Genomic DNA, 15,278 nt, shown 5'->3' with positions numbered 1-15,278 from the left:
TTAGACTCTCGCAAGGAGGCTGGAATAAAGGCTGGCATAACGTTCGGCGCTCCTTTCCCAGGAGACGTCAGACTTCATGCCCTGATTTTGCAATCGTGCCCAGACCTTTGGGTCCTTAAATGCGGTGAAAGCGCGGCGAAGCACATGGCGCAGCGCTTCGGCAGTGACCGGCGCAAACTGGAAACCAGTCGCGACGCGGGCGGAAAGGGCCGCCTCGTTGGCATCGATCACCGTGTCGGCAAGGCCTCCGGTTCGGGCTACGATCGGCACGCAACCATAGCGCAGGCCGTAGAGCTGGGTGAGGCCACACGGTTCGAATCGCGAGGGGATGAGGATGGCATCGGCCCCGGCCTGCATCAGGTGGGACAGCGGCTCGTTGTAACCGATGACGACGCCGACCCGCCCGCGATGGCGCGAGGCGGCAGCAAGCAGGGCCCCCTCCAGTCCCTGATCGCCGGCTCCCAACACCGCCAACGTGCCGCCTTCCGCGACGACCCAATCGGCGGCTTCGGCAATGAGGTCGATCCCTTTTTGCCAGGTCAGACGGGAGACGACGCAGAACAGCGGGCCGCCGCCATCCGTCAGTCCGAAGCGATCGAGTAGCGCCTCGCGGTTCTTCGAGCGCGCGCGCAGCGCGCCGGCGGCGTAGTTGGCCACAATGTGCGGATCTGTCGCCGGATCCCAGACGGCCGTGTCGATGCCGTTGACGATGCCCATCAACTCACTCGAGCGGGCGTTGATGAGGCCGTCGAGCCCCATACCGAATTCGGGCGTCCTGATCTCCTGCGCGTAGGTTGGGCTGACGGTCGTCACCTCCCAGGCGGTGCGCAGGCCGCCTTTCAGGAAGCTGACGTCGCCATAATATTCGAGCCCTTCGACGCTGAAGGCTTCCGGCGGCAGACCGAGATCAGGGAAGATCTCCGGGCCGAATTGTCCCTGGAAGGCGAGGTTGTGCACCGTGACGATGCTGGGGATGTGCTCCAGGCCGGTGTAGCGCATGTAGACCGGGGTCATTGCCGCCTGCCAGTCATGCGCATGGACGACATCGGGCGTCCAGTCCGGCAAGATGCCGCGCGCGATTTCCGCGCCGGCGTACGAAAGGGCAGCGAAGCGCTTCCAGTTGTCGGGATAGTCCTTGCCGGTTGCATCGACGTAGGGACCGCCGCTGCGGTCGAAATAGGTCGGTGCGTCGAGGACGAAAATGTCGAGCCCGGCATGTTTTGCCGCAAGGATCCGCATGTCGTCGCCGAAGACGCTCTTCAGCGTGGCGATCTTGCGTGGCTTTGCGAGCTGCTGCATGACCGCCGGATAGCCGGGCAGCAGGGTCCGCATCCGCACGCCATTGCCGTCGAGTGCGATCGGCAGAGCGCCGGTTACGTCGGCAAGCCCGCCTGTCTTGATGAGCGGGAACACTTCGGAGGTCACCGAAAGTACATTCATGAATTAAAGTCCTAGAGTTCCAGCCGGTCGATCATCGGCTGCGTAATCAGGCACACGCCGCTGTCGGAGCGGCGGAAGCGTCGGCCGTCCAGTTCCGGGTCTTCGCCGACGATCAACCCCTCCGGAATCACCACGCCCCGATCGATGACGACATTGGTCAGTTGCGCATGCCGGCCGATCGTCACATCGGGCAGGACGACAGCGCCTTCGAGGCGAGAATAGGAGTTGGCGCGCACGCCGGTAAAAAGCATGCTGCGGTGCAGCGACGAGCCGGAGATAATGCAGTTGCCTGACACGAGCGAGGAGATCGCCGAACCGCGGCGGTCCTCGTCGTCGTGGACGAATTTCGCCGGCGGCGTGATCTCGGCATAGGTCCAGATGGGCCAGGTCACGTCGTAGATGTCGAGTTCCGGCGTCACGTCGGTCAGGTCGATGTTGGCCTGCCAGTAGGCGTCGACCGTGCCGACGTCGCGCCAATAGGCCTCGCGCTCGAAATCGGAGCGCACGCACGAGGCCGTAAAGCGGTGGGCCACAGCTTTGCCGTTTTCGACGATGTAGGGGATGATGTCCTTGCCGAAGTCGCGGGTGGAGTTCGGATCGGCCGCATCGCGGCGCAGGATATCCATCAGGAACTTCGTGTGGAATACGTAGATACCCATCGAGGCGAGCGCCATCTCCGGATTTCCGGGAATACCGGGCGGATCGGCCGGTTTCTCGACGAAGGCAATGATCTCGTCTTTTTCGTCCACCTGCATGACGCCGAAGCCGGTCGCTTCCATTCGGGGGACCTCGAGGCAGCCGATCGTCACCTCGGCGCCCGAATCCACGTGCTGCTGCAGCATCAGCTCGTAGTCCATCTTGTAGATGTGGTCGCCTGCCAGGATGACCATGTAATCGACGCCGTAATCCTCGATGATGTCGATGTTCTGGTAGACCGCGTCGGCGGTGCCTTCATACCACTGCGTTTCGGAAACGCGCTGGCTGGCGGGCAGGATATCGAAGCTCTCGTTGCGCTCGGGGCGGAAGAAGTTCCAGCCGCGCTGCAGGTGGCGGATCAGCGAGTGGGCCTTGTACTGGGTGGCGACGCCGATGCGCCGGATGCCGGAATTCAAGGCATTGGAAAGGGCGAAATCGATGATGCGCGCCTTGCCGCCGAAATAGACCGCAGGCTTGGCGCGGCGGTCGGTCAGCTCCTTCAGGCGGCTGCCGCGCCCACCGGCAAGCACATAGGCCATCGCGTCGCGCGCGAGGGGTTGGTTCCGCTTCTGCTCCATCGAATCCTCCCGACAGTCATTTCATGCGTCCTGTTCCAGCATCAGCGTCGCCAGTGGCGGCAGCGTCACCGAAGCTGAAATGTTCCCCTTGTTATCCCGGGTCGCCTGAACGGCGCCTCCATTTCCCTTGCCCGACCCACCGTAGATCTCGGCGTCGGTATTGAGAATCTCCTTCCATCGACCTTCAACCGGTAGCGGAACGCGATAGTCTTCCCGATAGGCCGGCGTGAAGTTGGTGATGACCGCAATCAGCTTTTCGCCCGGCGCCTTACGCAGCCAGGCGAATACGGAATGGTCGCGGTCGTCGGCGAGCAGCCATTCGAAGCCTTCGCCTTCGCAGTCGCGCCCGTGCAGCGCCGCCTTCCGCCGGTAGGTGCCGTTGAGATCGCGAACCAGCCGGCGCATGCCCTCGTGCAGCGGGTATTCGAGGAGGTTCCAGTCGAGCGCGCGGTCCTCGTCCCATTCCCGCCACTGGGCAAACTCCTGGCCCATGAACAGCAGTTTCTTGCCGGGATAGCCCCACATAAAGGCGTAATAGGCTCTCAAGGTCGCGAACTTCTGCCAATCGTCGCCCGCCATCTTGGCGATCAGCGAGCCCTTGCCGTGCACGACCTCGTCATGGGAGAGCGGCAGCACGAAGTTCTCGGAAAAGGCATAGAGCAGCCCGAACGTCATGTCGTTGTGGTGGAACTTCCGGTGCACAGGCTCGCGCTTGAGATACTGCAGCGTGTCGTGCATGAAGCCCATGTTCCACTTGAAGCCGAAACCCAAGCCGCCCTCGTGTACGGGATGGGAGACTTTCGGCCAGGATGTCGATTCCTCGGCGATCGTCATCACGCCCGGCTGGGTAGCATAGAGGTGGGCGTTCATTTCCTGCAGGAAGCGTACGGCCTCGAGATTCTCGTTGCCGCCATATTCGTTCGGCACCCACTCGCCGTGCTTGCGCGAATAGTCGAGGTAGAGCATCGAGGCGACGGCGTCGACGCGCAGCCCGTCGATATGAAATTTCTCCGCCCAATACAGCGCGTTGTTGATGAGAAAGGCGAGAACCTCGAGGCGGCCGAAATTGTAGATCGCCGTGTTCCAGTCGGGGTGGAAACCCTTGCGCGGGTCGGCGTGCTCGTAGAGGGCGGTGCCGTCGAACCAGCGCAGGCCGTGCTCGTCGGTCGGAAAATGCGCCGGGACCCAGTCGAGGATGACACTGATACCGACCTTGTGCGCACCGTTGACGAAACGGGCAAAACCTTCCGGTTCGCCGAAACGGGCGGTGGGCGCATAAAGGCCGGTCGTCTGGTAGCCCCAGGATGGGTCGTAGGGAAATTCGGAGATCGGCAGGAATTCGATATGGGTGAAGCCCATGTCGACACAATAGGGGATCAGCCGGTCGGCAAGCTCGTCCCACGTCAGCATCTCGCCGTTGTCGCGCCGTTGCCATGAACCGGCATGCACTTCGTAGATGGAGATCGGCTGGCGGCGCGGATCGGCCTTCGACCAGAAGGCGCGGTGGGCGTCGTCCTCCCACACCTGTTCGATCTCGCCTGTTGTCATCGAGGCGGTCCGCGGCCGCAGTTCCGATCGGCGTGCGAATGGATCGGCTTTCAGCGGCAGCAATTCGCCGTTCTTGCCGACGATCTCGTATTTGTAGGCCTGGCCGGCAGTCACGCCAGGAAGGAAGATCTCCCAGATGCCGGTGTCGCGTCGGGCGCGCATGACGTGGCGGCGGCCGTCCCATTCGTTGAAGTCACCGACGACGGAAACGCGCTCGGCATTGGGCGCCCAGACGGCGAAGTGGAAGCCGTCGACACCTTCGAGCGTCAGCGGATGGGCGCCCATGCGGTCGAAGAGCCGCAGATGCGAGCCTTCGCGGATATAGTAGTCGTCCATCGGTCCCAGTACCGGTCCGAACGAGTAGGGGTCGACAACAACCCACTCGCCACCGGAATTGCGAGCGCGATAGCGGATCGGCTGCAGCTTGCGGACGGAGATCGGTCCTGCAAAGAAGCCAGCCGGATCCAGACAGGAAAGCTCACCGATAGCCTTGCCAGCGATTGTCTCGGCTGTGACGGATTCGGCGTAGGGAATGAAGCAGCGGGCAGCGAACTTGTCGTCAAGCTGCTGGACGCCCAGGACCGAGAAGGGATCCGCATGGCGGCTTGCAAGAATGGACTCGATATCGGCCTTCGCCAGACCCGTCGATTGCTTCTCCAGCGGGTCCTTTTTCGCCATCAAACGCCCCAGATCTCGGTCGCGTATTGACGGATCGTCCGGTCGGAGGAGAACCATCCCATGCGTGCCGTGTTGCGGATGGCCTTGGCGTTCCAGCTTGCTCTGTCGTTCCAGAGACAGTCCACGTCGCGTTGCGCCTTTGCATAGGCATCGAAATCGGCCGCGACCATGAACCAGTCGTGATTGTAGAGCCCGTCGATGAGGCCGGCGAAGCGGTTGCGATCGTCGGGGGAGAAGACGCCGGACGAAATGGCCAGCAGCGCCTGGGAGAGCTCGGGCGAATTCTCGATGATGGCGCGAGGATTGTGGCCCTCGGCGCGCACGCGGGCCACTTCGCCGGCCGTCATGCCGAAGATGATGATGTTGTCCGCGCCGACATGATCGCGCATCTCGACATTGGCGCCGTCGAGCGTGCCGATGGTCAGCGCGCCGTTCAGGGCGAACTTCATGTTGCCGGTGCCGGACGCCTCCATCCCGGCGGTCGAAATCTGCTCCGACAGGTCGGCGGCCGGAACCATTATCTCGGCCAGCGAGACGTTGTAGTTCGGCACAAAGACCACCTTGAGAAGGCCGCGCACGGCCGGGTCGTTGTTGATCACCCGCGCCACGTCGTTGGCGAGCTTGATGATCAACTTGGCGTTGTGATAGCTCGGCGCCGCCTTGCCGGCGAAGAGCTTTACGCGCGGAACCCAGTCCAGCTCGGGGCGCGAGCGGATCTGGTCGTAAAGCGCCACCGCCTCGATGATGTTGAGAAGCTGGCGCTTGTACTCGTGGATGCGCTTGATCTGGATGTCGAACATCGCGTCCGGATCGAGCCGCACGCCGAGGCGGGCCTGCACGAGACGGGCGAGCTTGACCTTGTTCTCCCGCTTGATCGCGGCAAAGCGCTCCTGGAACGCCGCGTCACCCGCGAAGACGTCGAGCGCCTTCAGCCGTTCGGCATCATCCTCAAAGGAGGTGCCGATCGACTCGCGGATCAAGTTGAAAAGGCCGGGATTACACTGCATCAGCCAGCGGCGTGGCGTGATCCCGTTGGTCTTGTTGTTGATGCGGCTCGGATAGAGGTGGTGAAGATCGGCAAAGACCGTTTCCTTCATCAGTTCGGTGTGCAGCGCGGAGACGCCATTGACCGAATGCGAGCCGACGAAGGCGAGATTGCCCATGCGCACCCGCCGCTCCCCGCCTTCCTCGATCAGCGAGATGTTGCGGATCTTCTGGTCGTCATAGCCGCGGTCCTTGCGGGCTTCGAGCAGGATCTTGGCGTTGATCGCATAGACGATCTGCATGTGACGGGGCAAAAGCCGCTCGAACAGCGGTACCGGCCAGCTTTCCAGCGCTTCGGGCAGGAGCGTGTGGTTCGTATAGGCGAACGTCTTGCGGGCGATATCCCAGGCGGTGTCGAATTCCAGCCCGTGCACGTCAGTCAGCAGGCGCACCAGTTCGGCGACGGAGACAGCCGGATGGGTATCGTTCAACTGGATCGCGACCGCATCGGGCAGCGACGTGAAATCCGGATATTGCTGTAGATGGCGGCGCAGGATGTCCTGCAGCGAAGCGGAGGAGAAGAAGAATTCCTGCCGCAGACGCAGTTCCTGGCCGGCCGGCGTGGCATCGGCCGGATAGAGCACGCGGGTGAGGCTTTCGGCCTTGTTGCTTTCCCGAAGTGCGCCGATATGGTCGCCGGCGTTGAAGGCATCGAGCAGGATCGGATCGATCGGATAGGCGGACCAAAGGCGCAGGGTGTTGACCCGCCTGGCGCGCCAGCCGACGGCAGGCGTGTCGTAGGCGGTGGCGATCACGCGCTCGGCGGGCTTCCAGACGAAGCGCTGCCTGCCTTCGCCGAGGTCGAGCGTTTCCACCGCACCGCCGAAACCGATCTCGTAGGAGCTTTCGCGCCGCTCGAATTCCCAGGGGTTGCCGTGTGCCAGCCAGGTTTCCGGAAGTTCCACCTGCCATCCGTCGGCAAGCTGCTGGCGAAAGAGGCCATGGACGTAGCGGATACCGTAGCCATAGGCAGGCACATCGGTCGTGGCCATGGATTCAATAAAGCAGGCCGCAAGCCGGCCGAGACCGCCATTGCCAAGTGCCGCATCCGGTTCCAGTTCGGCGATCACGTCGATATCGACGCCGAGCGAGGCGAGCGCTTCGCGCATCTCGTCCATCAGGCCGATATTGGTCATGGCGTCGCGCATCAGCCGGCCGATCAGGAACTCCAGCGACATATAGTAGACGCGCTTTGACCCGGTGGCATAGGTGCGCCGGGTCGAATCCATCCACTTGTCGGTGATGCGGTCGCGCGCAACGAGGATCGCGGCGGTCAGCCAGTCATGCGGCTTGGCCACCTTCGGATCCTTGCCGATACGGTATTTCAGGCGTTCCAGAAGTTCGGTGGCAAGCTGCGACGGCTCGGTGGAGCGAAGCGCGGGGGCGGGGATATCGCTGGATGAGACCCTGTTCATCATGGGCGGTAACGATCCCCCTCATTGCATTCGACAGCCGTCGGACCCGGCCTCTGCCACAATTTTGCATCTATCCGAAGCGCTTGCAATACGGGCTTTCGGGAAAGGAGCCATGCGGTGGGTGCAGGGCGAAGAGCAGAAAATAGCCAAACCCGCCGCGCGAGGCACGACGGGTTTGTTGACGTCCGGCGAAGTCTTCGACTGCTACTGCGTCAGGCGGGCCATTCCCTCGGCGGCCTTTTCGCCAATCTCGATGAAGGCTTTCTGCAGTCCTTCGCTATCGGTCGGCGCGAAATGTTTTCCATTCCCTTTCGAGCAATTTTCAAGCAATATTCGGCCGTTCTCCGGAGCCATGAATGCAATTGTGAAGATATATATCTTGTCTATATTCTTCGCATCCTCGCAGATTTGCGCGGTTTTGACGTCGTCATAGCTGTTGTTGTTGTTGCCGTCAGTCATGAACACTATGTATTTTGTTGGTGCGGCATGGCCTCTGTCGATGTGCGCTTTGTCCTCGAGCGGATCCTTCAATTTGTCATAGGCTTTTTGCATCGCGGCGGTTGAGCTGGTTCCGTCTCCGGCTACAAGCCCGTCTACCTGTGTCTCGGCGTCATTTACGCCCCAGGACAGGTTGTATGCCTTACCCATTTTATTGTTGTAAGATACCGTGCCAACGCGGACGAATTTATCGTAGTTTTCCAGCGTCCTGAAATAATTGAACATGCCGCGCGCTGACACCTTTAAGTATTCTATCTTCTGGAAGTAGCATGGTATCTGATTGGTCGCGATTCGCTGGCCATTGTCATTATATTTGTCACAACTCAGCGTGTCCTTTTCGTCCTCATCCTTCAGCTGGTCGGTTGGTGCCTTCATCGATCCGGACTTGTCCAGCACCAGATACATTGAAATCGAGCCCAGCTCTCTTGCGCTCTCTGCCTTTGTGCTCGCTTTTAGCGTCGCCTTGTCCTTGACGAGGAGGCGTGTAAGCGGGTTCAGGGCCATGGTGGTGCTGGTCGAGATGTTCACCACGAACGTCTTGCCCGTTCCACTCTTAACGGGGGGCGGGATTTCTATGGTGGTAGCCGATGCAAGCGCGAGTTTCTGTTCCTGCTTCTGTTCCTCGGTCGCGGCTTCCTCGCCCAAGAGGCTGCCGTCGTTTAGCTGCGTCTGCAGGAATTCCAGAGCCAACAACTTGGCTGCTTTAATCTTGTCGTCTTCACTGACGTTCGTGTCACGATTGTCCGCCAATGCCGAAGCGGCCGCCAATGCGGCTGAATCGACTGCATCCTGCAGCCGTGTCTTCACCATCATCATTTTCGTAACATCGATCGAGATGCCGCCGGCGCCCAGGAGCACCGGCAGCAAGATCGCTGTCATGAAGCCAAAGTTACCACGACGGTCCCTTGCCAGGCGGGAAAGGATACCCTGCTTTTCCGTTGCCAGTTTCATCTGTCGCCACCCCATCATCATAATGTTGGGCTGACGGTAGCGTGGAAAAATTATTTTCCCGTTTCGGTAGTCCTTACAATTTGATCGAAAGCGTATCGATGCTGGAATTGCAGGCTTTTGTACGCGCGCCTCCCTGTATGGAAACGGGACACCGCCATGAAATGCGGCGCAACTGCCGGATGCCGTCTTTGTTGTCTTCGGATGTTGGCAACCGATTCGGATCGACATGCGCAGCGCCCCTCGTGATGGCTCGGGCCACCATCGAGGGGCGAGATCAGGTTGTTAGCTCCTGGGCCCAATGACCTAGCGCTTCGGCGCGACCAGCGAGAAGTGTGCGCCCTGAGGGTCGACACCGTTGATGATCCAGCTCCCGCCGGGAACCTCCATCGGCCCCATGACGACCTTGCCGCCGCCGGCATTGACACGCTCGATGGCGGCATCGATCGCCTCGACGTTGAAGTAGTAGCCCCAATAGGGCGGTGCCGGCAGGTCCTTCGGCTTCGTCATCATGCCGCCTGTCGTCTGGCCGTTGATCTTAAAGAGCTGGTAGGTGCCCATTTCGCCCATGTCGAGCGCCTGGTCCTTTTCCCAGCCGAAGAGCGACGCATAGAAGGTCCAGGCAGTGTTCAGGTCGCCGGCCATTAGTTCGTGCCAGCCCACCTGGCCCGGCGCCTGCCGATCCACGTCCGATCCCTCTTCGCCGGTCGAGCTGAACAGGCAGAATACCGCACCGGTCGGATCGCCGACCACGGCAAATCGGCCGACGCCCGGAATGTCGTCCGGCTGGCGATGCACCTTGCCGCCCTTCGCAGCAACCTCCTTCGCGGTCGCATTGACGTTATCGGCGTAGATGTAGCCGATCCAGCCTGGCGGCATTCCCTCGGCCTCTTGTGGCATCGTCATGAGGCCGGCGACCATCCGATCACCGGCAGAGAAGATCGTGTACGTCATGTCCGGCATGCCGGCATCCTTGGCGGCCCAGCCGACGACGGACTTGTAGAAGCGCTCGGCCGCCGCGGTGTCCGAAGTCATCAGCTCATACCAGACGAATTTTCCTTGGTTGGACATGGCTTCCTCCAGGTTGGATCAAATCGTAAGGGACAGGGTGTAGGTAGAACGGCACCGGCTGTAGTCAACCATGGGCAGACGACAGCCGGATCAGGCACTCATTCGATTAGCTGCAGTGCGCCTTGGGACCATCTTCGTATTCGTCATGCCGCTTGACGAAACTCAGGGTGCCGGTTTCGTTGCGCCCCTTCGGTGCGCGGTCTAGGACCATCAGGGTGCTCAGGATCTCCTCGCCGCCGCGGGCGTACTCGGAATAGGTATGATAGACGTTGCCGTCCTCATCGCGGCTGAAAGCGCTCATGCCGGGCAGTTCGTCATGGGCGTCTTCCGATGCGGTTTCACGGTAGTTGTAATTGACCTTGCCGCGCGCAAGCGCCTCCTTGGTAAAGGAGACGTGGTAGTCGAAGTTGAAGTCGCTGCCGTAGGACGAGTACCACGGGAACTTCCAGCCCATCCGCTTCTTGTAGACCTCGATCTTGTCCAGCGGCGCGCGGGAAACGCAGATAAAGGTGACGTCGTGATGGTTCAGGTGCGGCAGCATGCCGTCGATATGATCGGCCACGAAGGAGCAGCCGGGGCAGCCTGCTTCCCAGTCCGGGCCGAACATGAAGTGGTAGATCATCAACTGGCTGCGACCGTCGAACAGATCGGCCAACGACTTCTTTCCGGTGGGCGTGTCAAAGGTATAGCTCTTGTCGACCTTGACCCAGGGCAGCGTCAGTCGTTCGGCGCGCACCTTGTCGCGCAGTTTGGTCTCTTCCTTCTCGAGGGACAGAAGGGCCGTACGTGCCTTCAGCCACTCCTCCTGGGAGACGACTTCGTGGTTTGGTCTCATGCTCGTAACTCCTCTATCACGGGTCTATCACGGGGCATTCCGACTGAATTGGTTGATATCAACGTTCTTCGCCCGTGTCAAAAGTGGACCCCTCTGCCTGAAGACGAAGTACAAGGCATTGTTCCGACGTTCCGGCGAAAAAAATCCGGTCACGGGACATCGGCACACAACGGGAAACTGTAGCTGATATGGCTCGCGAGATGTGGGCCAGTACGCGTACGCTCGCTCATATTGACAATATCATGTCATCATGACAATATATTGTCATTATGAGTAGCAAATCGAATATGCTGACGACACTCGCTTTGACGGTCTTTCGCGCCAACGGCGCGCTGATCGCTGCTGGCGATCTGCTGACCGCTCCCTTCGGTCTGTCCAGCGCGCGCTGGCAGGTAATGGGTGCTGTGGCGCTCGCCGGCCTGCCACTTACCGTCCCGCAGATCGCGCGCAATATGGGGCTGACGCGCCAGGCGGTTCAGCGGTTGATCGACGAACTTGCGCGGCAGGGCATGATCGCGGTCGAAGACAATCCGCATCACAAGCGCTCGAGGCTGGTACGCCTGACAGTGCCAGGCGAGAATGCCTATGCGGCGATCATTGATCGCTGGAATGGCCTTGCCTCAGAACTGGCGACCGACATGGATGCCGCACAGATGGAGGCGGCAATCGGTAGTCTTTCACAGCTAATCGCAGAACTGGGCGCCAATCGTCCATCCGCCAGATCTGCATAAGGACATCAGCGATGAAAAAGCTCCACCCGATTGCAGGTGCCTTGGCACTTGCGACGATCCTCTCCTTTTGGCTGTCGACAGTGCTGGCCGAAAGCTTGGGAACCTTGGAAATTGTCCAATCTGTTAAACGCACAATTCCATGGGGATTGCTGGTGCTGATCCCGGCACTTGCGCTGACAGGCTTCAGCGGCTTTCGCCTCGGGGCGAAATGGAAGCATCCGGCCGTGGTCGCCAAGCGCAGGCGCATGCCGATCATTGCGCTCAACGGGATGCTTGTGCTTGTCCCCTGTGCGCTGTTTTTGCGACAGTTGGCCGTCAGCGCCGACTTCGGCTCAACTTTCTACGCCGTGCAGGTGCTGGAGCTTTGCGCCGGCGCGCTGAACATAGTCCTTCTGACCCTGAATTTTCGTGACGGGTTGCGGCTCAGGCGCAGATCTGCTGCTTAAACGGATCGCGCAGGTCGCGCTTGCATATATGGTTATTTCGACCCAGGCGCAGCCCGGCACCCGCGGCGGCGACTCAAACGGCACGGAAATGATTGACGGTGCGGTTGAAATGCCGGATCAATCAACCGGGAAGGCGACTTCAGGCACGAGGGCCGTATTCCTCTTGACCGCTGATGCAATCCAATTCGGCCAACAACATTTTCTCAGGTAACCATGAATTTTGAATGCATATGCTCGTCGAATTGCGCGGGCAGCCTACAGCCGTCCGCCGAGGCCAAGGCATGAAGTGGCTCCCTTGGAGGAAGAAGAAAGGCATCATCGCTCTTTCGCTCAATCCCCCGACTCCGAGGCCCGGCCGGCATGGCATCGCCATCGTGGCCTGTGTCAAGAACGAGGAAGCGTATATTGCCGAATGGCTGCGCTTCCACCGGGCGGTCGGCATCCGCCATTTCATCCTCTACGATCACGGGTCGACGGACGAAACGGTGGCTGAAATCCGCCGCACCCTGCCCCCTGAAGCCTTCACCCTTCTGCCATGGGCCGGTGGGGTGGTCGCCTCGAAGCTGAACCGGCTAATCGACTGGCAGGTCGTAGCCTTCGCCCACGCCATACAGAGTTACGGCGGCAAATATCGGTACATGGCCTTCATCGACGCCGATGAATTCCTGCTGCCGCGACAAGGGTCGACCATCGAGGAAGCGCTCGCCGCGACCGGCGGCTTTCCGAATGTCTCCTTGCCGTGGCACATGTTCGGCACCAGCGGGCACACGACGAAGCCGGATGCGCCGGTTGCCATGAGCTACACGATGCGTAGCGCCGATCCGATGAGCCGGCTGAAGCATGCGAGCAACTTCAAATGCATTGTCGATCCGTGCGAAGTGACTCAGGCCAGTGTTCACAGCTTCCAGACGCGATCATACGGCAACGTAAGCTGCAATGACGCCGGCAGGCGGGCGGCGGGCAAGGATCGCGAACAGCCGGGCTTCTACTCCAACAGCTTTCTGCAGCTGAACCACTACTACAGCAAGTCGGAAGAGGAATTTGCGGCAAAGCTGGCGCGCGGGGCGATCTATACGCTGACCCACCAAGTGATCACCGAGCGGATGACCACCACGATCCGAAACATCCAGCTGTCCCAGGTCGAGGACCGCGCGATGGTGGATTTCGTCGGTCGCCACGGGATCATGCTTGAGAGAGGCGCGGGCTGAAGGTCTCCTGCGCTGCGGGCGGCTTCAATGGCTCCGTCATGCCGGACCTGATCGGCATCCAGTGCTCAAGTCCTTGAGCACAAAAGACTCTTACCGCAGACGCGGTGCTGCTGGACCCCCGGATCAAGTCCGGGGTGACGGAAAAAAATGGCAATTCATGAAGATTGGCGGTTCTTCAGCGGCCTGAGGGCAGCTGAGTTCTCATCAGCTGCCCCCCAAAGCGGTCTGAAATCGCAGCGACGCCTATTCCGGCAGGATGCGCACCGCGCCGAGATCGGCGGATGAGGCAAAGGCGGCGTAAGCCTTTAGCGCGGTGGTGACGTTGCGCTTGCGCGGCTGCGCCGGCTTCCAGCCGAGCTTGTCCTGTTCGGTGCGGCGGGCAGCGAGTTCGGCTTCCGACACAGCAAGATTGATCGTGCGGTTCGGGATGTCGATCTCGATGATATCGCCCTGGCGCACCAAGCCGATCGCGCCACCCTGGGCGGCTTCCGGTGAAGCGTGGCCGATCGACAGCCCCGAGGTGCCGCCGGAGAAGCGGCCGTCGGTGACGAGCGCGCAGGCCTTGCCGAGACCCTTCGACTTCAGGTAGCTCGTCGGATAGAGCATTTCCTGCATGCCGGGACCGCCCTTCGGGCCCTCGTAGCGGATGACGACGACATCGCCGGCCTTCACTTCGCCGCCGAGAATGCCTTTGACCGCCGCATCCTGGCTTTCGAAGACGACGGCGGGGCCGGTGAACTTCAGGATCGATTCATCGACGCCGGCCGTCTTCACGATGCAGCCGTCGAGCGCGATGTTGCCCTTCAAGACTGCAAGGCCGCCGTCCTTGGAGAAGGGGTGCTCGACCGAGCGGATCACGCCGTTTTCGCCGTCAGTGTCGAGCTCGTCCCAGCGCGCTTCCTGCGAGAAGGCTACCTGGGTCGGGATACCGCCGGGGGCGGCGCGGAAGAAGGTGCGGACCGTTTCGCTGTTGGTGCGGGTGATGTCCCAGCGGTCGATGGCATCGCCAAGCGTTGCGGCGTGCACGGTCGGGCTGCCGCGATGGATCAGGCCGCCACGGTCGAGCTCGCCAAGGATGCGCATGATGCCGCCGGCGCGGTGGACGTCTTCCATGTGCACGTCGGCCTTCGCAGGGGCGACCTTGGAGAGGCAGGGTACCTTGCGGGAGAGGTTGTTGATGTCGTCCAGGGTGAAGTCGATCCCGCCTTCATAGGCCGCAGCCAGGATGTGCAGCACGGTGTTGGTCGAGCCGCCCATAGCAATATCCAGGGACATCGCGTTCTCGAAGGCCTTGCGGTTGGCGACGTTGCGCGGCAGCACGCTCTCGTCTTCCTGCTCGTAGTAACGGCGGGCGAGATCGACGATCAGGTGGCCGGCTTCGACGAACAGGCGCTTGCGGTCGCCATGGGTGGCGAGCGTCGAGCCGTTGCCGGGGAGCGACAGGCCGAGCGCTTCGGTCAGACAGTTCATCGAGTTGGCGGTGAACATGCCCGAGCACGAGCCGCAGGTCGGGCAGGCGGAGCGTTCGATAGCCTTGACGTCTTCGTCGGACATCGTGTCGTCGGCGGCTGCGACCATTGCATCGACGAGGTCGAGCGCATGCGTCTTGCCGTGCAGCACGACCTTGCCGGCCTCCATCGGACCGCCGGAGACGAAGACGGACGGGATGTTGAGGCGCATGGCGGCATTCAGCATGCCGGGCGTGATCTTGTCGCAGTTGGAGATGCAGACCATGGCGTCGGCGCAATGCGCATTGACCATGTATTCGACCGAGTCGGCGATGATCTCGCGGCTCGGCAGCGAATAGAGCATGCCGTCATGGCCCATGGCGATGCCGTCGTCGACGGCGATCGTGTTGAATTCCTTGGCGACGCCCCCGGCCGCCTCGATCTCGCGGGCGACCAACTGGCCGAGGTCTTTCAGGTGCACGTGGCCGGGCACGAACTGAGTAAACGAGTTCACCACCGCGATAATCGGCTTGCCGAAATCCGAATCCTTCATGCCGGTCGCGCGCCAAAGGCCGCGGGCACCGGCCATGTTGCGGCCGTGGGTGGTGGTTCGGGAGCGATAGGCTGGCATCGATGGTTCCTCACTTCCAAGGGGCACGGAATGGCTGTCGGGCATGGCTATGCGGTGCGACTT

Annotated in this window: 11 protein-coding genes; 3 read left to right on the top strand and 8 right to left on the bottom strand. The window is 61.2% G+C overall.

Translation table 11 applies throughout. From position 1 onward, the window contains the following. The 7 genes from glgA to IB238_RS13035 form a co-directional block, all read right to left on the bottom strand. Window positions 1-1,440 (bottom strand): glycogen synthase GlgA, encoded by a 1,440-nt coding sequence (gene glgA, locus IB238_RS13065; RefSeq protein WP_192246844.1) that lies wholly within the window; start codon window positions 1,438-1,440, stop codon window positions 1-3. Between the two features lie 11 nt (window positions 1,441-1,451). Next, window positions 1,452-2,714 carry a glucose-1-phosphate adenylyltransferase gene (glgC, locus tag IB238_RS13060; RefSeq protein WP_192246842.1) on the bottom strand — a complete coding sequence of 421 codons (1,263 nt, stop codon included), beginning with the start codon at window positions 2,712-2,714 and terminating at the stop codon, window positions 1,452-1,454. A gap of 21 nt (window positions 2,715-2,735) precedes the next feature. Then, entirely contained in the window at window positions 2,736-4,940 is a 2,205-nt protein-coding gene (gene glgB, locus IB238_RS13055; RefSeq protein WP_192246840.1) for a 1,4-alpha-glucan branching protein GlgB, read from the bottom strand. Then, window positions 4,940-7,402, bottom strand: coding sequence for a glycogen/starch/alpha-glucan phosphorylase (locus IB238_RS13050; protein WP_192246838.1), 2,463 nt, complete (start codon window positions 7,400-7,402; stop codon window positions 4,940-4,942). Before IB238_RS13050 ends, glgB begins: the two co-directional genes overlap by 1 nt. A 201-nt stretch (window positions 7,403-7,603) precedes the next feature. Continuing rightward, on the bottom strand, window positions 7,604-8,848 hold the full coding sequence (locus IB238_RS13045) for a pilus assembly protein (protein WP_192246836.1): 1,245 nt from the start codon (window positions 8,846-8,848) through the stop codon (window positions 7,604-7,606). Window positions 8,849-9,151: 303 nt separating this feature from the next. Further along, window positions 9,152-9,916, bottom strand: coding sequence for a VOC family protein (locus tag IB238_RS13040; protein ID WP_192246835.1), 765 nt, complete (start codon window positions 9,914-9,916; stop codon window positions 9,152-9,154). Window positions 9,917-10,022: 106 nt separating this feature from the next. Then, window positions 10,023-10,751 (bottom strand): thioredoxin family protein, encoded by a 729-nt coding sequence (locus tag IB238_RS13035; RefSeq protein WP_192246833.1) that lies wholly within the window; start codon window positions 10,749-10,751, stop codon window positions 10,023-10,025. Window positions 10,752-11,038: 287 nt separating this feature from the next. On the opposite strand from IB238_RS13035, the gene IB238_RS13030 reads away from it, so the two are divergent. The 3 genes from IB238_RS13030 (at window position 11,039) to IB238_RS13020 (ending at window position 13,136) form a co-directional block, all read left to right on the top strand. Continuing rightward, window positions 11,039-11,482, top strand: a complete 444-nt coding sequence (locus tag IB238_RS13030; RefSeq protein WP_246723542.1) for a MarR family transcriptional regulator — start codon at window positions 11,039-11,041, stop codon at window positions 11,480-11,482. A gap of 41 nt (window positions 11,483-11,523) precedes the next feature. Continuing rightward, window positions 11,524-11,928 carry a hypothetical protein gene (locus IB238_RS13025; RefSeq protein WP_348648232.1) on the top strand — a complete coding sequence of 135 codons (405 nt, stop codon included), beginning with the start codon at window positions 11,524-11,526 and terminating at the stop codon, window positions 11,926-11,928. A 281-nt stretch (window positions 11,929-12,209) separates the two neighbouring features. Continuing rightward, window positions 12,210-13,136 carry a glycosyltransferase family 92 protein gene (locus IB238_RS13020; protein ID WP_192246827.1) on the top strand — a complete coding sequence of 309 codons (927 nt, stop codon included), beginning with the start codon at window positions 12,210-12,212 and terminating at the stop codon, window positions 13,134-13,136. A gap of 243 nt (window positions 13,137-13,379) precedes the next feature. Here IB238_RS13020 and ilvD read toward each other — a convergent pair whose 3' ends face one another. Then, entirely contained in the window at window positions 13,380-15,215 is a 1,836-nt protein-coding gene (ilvD, locus tag IB238_RS13015) for a dihydroxy-acid dehydratase (RefSeq protein WP_192246826.1), read from the bottom strand. Between the last annotated feature and the right edge of the window lie 63 nt (window positions 15,216-15,278).

The organism is Rhizobium sp. ARZ01 (assembly GCF_014851675.1).
Classification (GTDB): Bacteria; Pseudomonadota; Alphaproteobacteria; order Rhizobiales; family Rhizobiaceae; genus Mycoplana.
Note: the sequence above shows the minus strand (reverse complement) of the source record. Positions and strands in the feature narration are given on the sequence as shown.

Bases quoted from the DNA above. Each gene is read 5' to 3' on its own strand.
- IB238_RS13050 (WP_192246838.1), bottom strand. From the start codon at position 7,402: ATGATGAACAGGGTCTCATCCAGCGATATCCCCGCCCCCGCGCTTCGC.
- glgA (WP_192246844.1), bottom strand. From the start codon at position 1,440: ATGAATGTACTTTCGGTGACCTCCGAAGTGTTCCCGCTCATCAAGACA.
- IB238_RS13045 (WP_192246836.1), bottom strand. From the start codon at position 8,848: ATGAAACTGGCAACGGAAAAGCAGGGTATCCTTTCCCGCCTGGCAAGG.
- IB238_RS13020 (WP_192246827.1), top strand. From the start codon at position 12,210: ATGAAGTGGCTCCCTTGGAGGAAGAAGAAAGGCATCATCGCTCTTTCG.
- ilvD (WP_192246826.1), bottom strand. From the start codon at position 15,215: ATGCCAGCCTATCGCTCCCGAACCACCACCCACGGCCGCAACATGGCC.
- glgC (WP_192246842.1), bottom strand. From the start codon at position 2,714: ATGGAGCAGAAGCGGAACCAACCCCTCGCGCGCGACGCGATGGCCTAT.
- IB238_RS13030 (WP_246723542.1), top strand. From the start codon at position 11,039: ATGCTGACGACACTCGCTTTGACGGTCTTTCGCGCCAACGGCGCGCTG.
- IB238_RS13035 (WP_192246833.1), bottom strand. From the start codon at position 10,751: ATGAGACCAAACCACGAAGTCGTCTCCCAGGAGGAGTGGCTGAAGGCA.
- glgB (WP_192246840.1), bottom strand. From the start codon at position 4,940: ATGGCGAAAAAGGACCCGCTGGAGAAGCAATCGACGGGTCTGGCGAAG.
- IB238_RS13040 (WP_192246835.1), bottom strand. From the start codon at position 9,916: ATGTCCAACCAAGGAAAATTCGTCTGGTATGAGCTGATGACTTCGGAC.